We start from the raw sequence: 5,023 nt of genomic DNA on the forward strand, positions 1-5,023 counted from the left end.
TCATATGAATATCTATTATTAGCCATACAAAAAACACCTCCGAATTATGTTATTTTATCAAATTAAAATAATCATTTTATCGAAAGTGCTTTTATTTATCTGTTCAATATTATAACTTCAGTTCCCAACTAGCTCCTTTTCTATATTTTCCCAAGTGCATTATGTGCCATGCGTTGTACAGCTTGCTCTACAGCTTGTTGTAACTTGCTTGGTAATTGATTAATGGTTGCTGAATCAGCATTACCATTAATATTGATTTCAACATTCATATTAATTTGTGGCTGTTGTAATCCACGACTTGACTTACTAATCAATGAATTAGCCATTGAAACTAATCCATTACGTTTAGTCTTTTCAGATTTACTTTGCATTAACTTAGCAAATGGTGATGTTCCATCTGACTTAGCTCTTGCACTAATTGCCTCCATAATTAATCTATCTGCTGATTTTCGTTTTGGATTAATTGCTACTTCGGGTTGTCCTGGATATTCTCCAAATACAGCAGGTTGAGAACTCCAACCACCATTTGCATATCCATGTCCATTACCTAAGAAGCTTAAGCTATCTCCATAACGGTGTCTGGCATAATTTAGACCTGCATAAATAGATGCATATCCATTATTCCAACCACCTAATCCTGGCTTACCATAAGCTGCAAAAGTTCCAGGTTTAACTTGCATTAACCCCATTGCTCTACCATCAGATAGTCCATCCGTACCACCAACTGCATTAGGATTACCACCAGACTCTGTATTGATTTGTCTCAATACCCTATTTACCATATCGCCTGATGTGCTCAATCCTAAAGCACTTAAAGCTTTAATTACAGATGGTTTCCATCTTTGGACGCCAGAACCGCCTGGGTTAGAACTACCACCATCGTCAGTTTGTTTTTTAAACCAACTAGCAATTAGATCCTTAGCTTTATTAATAATTCCACCACCAAAATCACTGATTATTGGAATTTTACTAGTAAAGCCACCAAACATACTCATAACAGTTTTGATAGGATGAGCAATTGCATTACCAATAGCCTCGGCATCATCAACAACTTTTCCACCAATTGATTTAGCTACCTTAACTGCAGAACCTGCAAAAGATTTAACTTTCTTACCTGCTGAACTAGCGAAACTTTCAATTCCACCAATAATACCTCCACCGGCATAGTGTTCAATGCCTTGTGAATTCATAAAAGCCTTAGTTTCCTTAGCATTTAAGATTTGAGTTCCTGCAGGCAACCAACCAGTCCAGTTACGTTGTTGTGGTATAAATGCTTTCCCGTTAGGTAGAATTGCGAGTTCTTTGTTACCAGTTTCTGGGCTATCATGACCATCATTTAACATAGCATGTGTGCCTTTTGTAATTTGCTTTGAACCAGAAGTTCCAGAAGCAAATTTAATAGTTGGAATTGTATGACCTGAACCACCTACATAACTTAATAGCTTATTAATACCGTTAATACCACCATTTAAGAACCCAATTACACTGTTTAAACCAGATGTAAATGCTCCCTTTATATCTTTCCAGATACTTCCAAAGAAAGCACCTAGTCCTTTAAATGGCGCTTTTAGGATATCAACAACTCCGCCAACGATACCTTTAAGGTCTTTACCGAGATGTTTCCAATTTCCTGTAAATACATCAGCAAATGCTTTAAATACATTTCCAATAATTTTAAAGACACCTTTAAATAGGCTCTTTAGGAATGCTCCTACACCTTTTGCAACTGCTTTAATAATGCTCATTGCTGCTTTAAATACAACAGACAAGCCTTTAAAAATTGGCTTTGCTTGGTTGTATAGATACTTGAACACACTTACAAGGCTATTAATGTTCTTTTTACCTTGTTTTGATTGGAAAGCTTTCATCATATAATTCCAACCATCAGTAACTGGCTTAAATGATTTTTTAATAGCTTTAAATGTTCCGCTAAATGTATTCTTAATTGATTTAAAAGTACTTTTAGCAGCATTCCATGCACTTGTAAATGGTTTAAATGCTCCCTTTGGAAACAACTTTTTCAAGTTAGGAATTGATGCTTGAATTTTCTTTCCAATCCACTTACCTGCAGAACTACCAGCAATGCCACCAATAGCTCCACCTGCAAATCCACCGACAGCAGTTCCAATTCCTGGAACAACTGAACCAATAGAAGCACCTAATGCTGAACCTCCAAGTGTTCCACCGAGCATTCCACCCGCTGAACCAATTTTAGATCCTGCATTCTTATGGTTCATACCAATTAACTGACTACCTGCGACAGCAATATCAAGATATGGTATTTTTGAACCTAACATTCCTAATCCACGAGTTAATCCACCAAATCTGCCAACTCTTGTAGCATCTTGAGCAACAGTTCCACCAATTTTAGCAAAACTACCAACCTTACCAAATCGAGTTCCTGTCTTTTCAACACCGCCAAAGATTGATTTAAATTTAGTCATCTTGCTGATATTTCTACCATTACGTTCAACTCGTGACATTTGTAAGCCATCACCTAATTCACTTGATGAATTACCAGAACCTGCAATTTCACTAGCAGTTCTCATCTTTCCTGATTCTTGAACCATAGAATTACCCATAGTTTTAGAAACAGGTTCAGTGAACATCTTACGTAGTTTCCCAATTGCTAATCCGATAGCACCGAAACCCTTTGTAAGTGATCCAATAATAAATGAAATAGGTGCAACGCCTGCTACGAATACTGTTCCATATGCAACGATTTTCTTTAACCATCCTGGTGCAGCTGCTAATTTAGCAATCAAATTACTCATTCCATTAGCAACTTTAGTAAACGTTGGTAATAATTCATTTGCAAAGGTTATATTTAACTGACTCATTGCTTCTTTAAACTTGTTCATTTGAACTTGAGCAGTTTGAGCATTCTTAGCAGATAACTCAGCTATATATCCCTTACCATGATTCTGGTTTTGTGATTTTTCAACTTGTCCATTTAACTCTTTTAACTGCTTAACATTGTTTGACAAGATGGTTGCTGCTTGTTGTCCAGTTTGTCCGAACAATGCATTAAAAATAGCACCTCTATCTGTACTAGACATTCCTTTCATCTTGTCATTCAATTTACTAAATACATCTTGCAATGGTAATAAGTTTCCTTTAGCATCCCTAAAATCTTGTGCAGATAATCCGAGTTGCTTTAACACGTTTTGAGATGCTCCCTTTTTAGGAGCAACCAATCTACTTAATACCTGTCTTAGTCCAGTACCTGCTTGGCTCGCATCGATACCATTATTACTTAGGATACCAATTGCACTAGATGTTTCAGCAATTGATTGATTAGCATTATGAGCTGTTGCACCAACGTATTTAAGTGCTTCACCCATTCCACTAAAGTCAGTAGCAGTTAAATCAGCAGCATATGCCATTTGGTTTAATACCGTTTTAGTATTAGCCGCCATTTGATTTGAATTATTAGTCTTTAGACCAAATGATTCAATAGCAGCAGTGGCATTATGAACAACATCTGTATAGTCATCTCCAGAAGCAATTGACGCTTGTAGGAATTGTTTTTGAGTTGCTAGAGTTTGGTTAGTTGAATAACCACGTCTAATCAATTCTTCATATCCTGCACCAATCTTTTCTTGTGATACACCATATTGCAATGATAGATCAGTACCAAGTTTACGCATCTTATTAACGTTACGTTGAGCCTCAACTTGTGCTTCACCACCAGTAACGGCTAAGTTCTTAATTTTTACATATTCATTTTGTAGTGAAACTGCTTTTTTAGCACCACTGATAAATGCTCCTCCAAGTCCCAGTGTTACAAGACTCATTGATTTACCAATTGTTAAGAACTTATCTCCAACGTCATTTAAACGTTTAAATTTGGCTACTGATAAGCTTGCTGTTTGAGTTAACTTAGATTGTGATCTAGATAATCTATTATTGTTATCAGTACGTGTATTGGTGTTAGATGTTGATGACTTTGTTGCGCTATCATCAATTGCTTTCATCTTTTCAATCGACTTGGTAACTCTGTTATTTCCAGATACTGCTTGATTGGTAAACTTTCTGCTTGATTCAAGTGCTTGTTTATTCGATTCGCTAACTTTATCAAATGTACTCTTATAATTCTTTGCAAAATCAGATGATGATTTTGTAAAGCTATCAAGTTGTTTTGATAAACCATTCATTGTCTTTTGAACATTACCGCCAGACTTGGTCATCTTAGTTAGTGCTTTATTAAAAGAATCAATTGCTTTCTGGTCTACCTTAACCGGAATCTCAATTGTCGCTCTTCTTGATACATCAGCCATCTAAACACCTCCTAACATACCGCTATATAGATTTCTTTGACTTTCAATTCTCTTTTTCATTGCATATACAAACACAGACAACTCTGGAGCATTCATATTTGATATCTTTTCAGCATCAATAGTAGTTGCTCCATTAATAAATGCATTCCACATAATATTGGCATTACTGTCATTATTGATGTAGAACTTTACGGCTCTTTCAGATAAAGTCTTTAAACTAATCTGTAAGAAACGTTTCAGCTTGATCCATGAACCAGTGGTAAGTTTCCTTTGCATGTTGTTCAAAGAAGTCCCAACCAATTACATCATCAGTAACCTTGTCGTTGATTAGTAATGAGTTGTTGTTGAACATCTTAAATAATGCTTCGTGGAACTTAGCAGGTGTTAGAACAATGGAAGTTTCTCCATCTTCTTCAACAACTACTGAACGCTTAGCGTCAATAGTTTCTGCATCACGAAGTGAAGGTGATGTGATTTGAACTTTAATCTTTGTTCCGTCTTTTTCAGTGATTTCTAAATCACGAGTACGACTATCAACATCAGTTACCTTTGTGCGTTTTTCCAAAGGCATGTGTGAAGTATCAACATCAGTAGATGCTGAACTTGATGCAACCGCACTTTCTGCAACAGCAGATGATTGTACTTCTGCTGAACTTGATTGAATTTCTGAACTTTCTGAATTTAAGAATTCTGCCATGATAATTTCCCCTTATTTTTTAATTAAGATTAAACTGCTGAAGCAT

At 36.0% G+C, this 5,023-nt stretch carries 3 protein-coding genes; all 3 read right to left on the bottom strand.

Features of this window, described 5'->3' with window-relative positions; genetic code table 11:
• Positions 1 to 140 precede the first annotated feature (140 nt).
• From OEZ61_RS07750 to OEZ61_RS07760, 3 genes are read right to left on the bottom strand one after another with little or no spacing between them, the layout of a single operon-like run.
• On the bottom strand, positions 141 to 4,280 hold the full coding sequence (locus OEZ61_RS07750) for a phage tail tape measure protein (RefSeq protein WP_290047319.1): 4,140 nt from the start codon (positions 4,278 to 4,280) through the stop codon (positions 141 to 143).
• Positions 4,281 to 4,556 carry a hypothetical protein gene (locus OEZ61_RS07755; RefSeq protein WP_140968166.1) on the bottom strand — a complete coding sequence of 92 codons (276 nt, stop codon included), beginning with the start codon at positions 4,554 to 4,556 and terminating at the stop codon, positions 4,281 to 4,283. It abuts the gene before it with no gap.
• Positions 4,498 to 4,977 (bottom strand): hypothetical protein, encoded by a 480-nt coding sequence (locus OEZ61_RS07760; RefSeq protein WP_263500544.1) that lies wholly within the window; start codon positions 4,975 to 4,977, stop codon positions 4,498 to 4,500. Before OEZ61_RS07760 ends, OEZ61_RS07755 begins: the two co-directional genes overlap by 59 nt.
• Between the last annotated feature and the right edge of the window lie 46 nt (positions 4,978 to 5,023).

Origin of the sequence: Apilactobacillus sp. EABW-1NA, from assembly GCF_030398685.1 — a bacterium.
Taxonomy (GTDB): Bacteria; Bacillota; Bacilli; order Lactobacillales; family Lactobacillaceae; genus Apilactobacillus; species Apilactobacillus waqarii.